This is a genomic window from Streptomyces sp. CHD11, from assembly GCF_018638295.1.
GTDB lineage: Bacteria > Actinomycetota > Actinomycetes > Streptomycetales > Streptomycetaceae > Streptomyces.
Genome location: NZ_JABTTS010000178.1, coordinates 1 through 320, shown reverse-complemented (window position 1 = coordinate 320; position 320 = coordinate 1). Strand labels below are relative to the sequence as shown.

The 320-nt window shown below is 74.1% G+C and carries 1 pseudogene; it reads left to right on the top strand.

Annotated features, from left to right (window positions below):
• Positions 1–320, top strand: a pseudogene (locus HTV45_RS33660) (hypothetical protein); the annotation flags it as partial.

Genomic DNA, 320 nt, shown 5'->3' with positions numbered 1-320 from the left:
CCATGTGATCACCCTGCGCGCCAGCGGCCTCTTCCCGGCCGCCGTCCTCGCCGTCCGCCTCGTCATCGCCGTCCGCACCTGCGGGCGGCTGCGCGCGCTGCCCTGGCTGGCGCTGCCGGCCGTCCCCCTCGTGCTGTACGGCGGCTACCTGGCGGTGCATCCCGGCGACTGGACGGCGTGGAAACACGCCCGGGAACGCGGCTGGTACCGGACCTTCCACCTGCCCTGGGACGCCTGCTCGGCCACCTGGGAGGCGGCCTTCGGCGACGGGCACCCCACCGGTCACGCCCTCATGTTCCAGGCCGAACTGCTGGCCATGA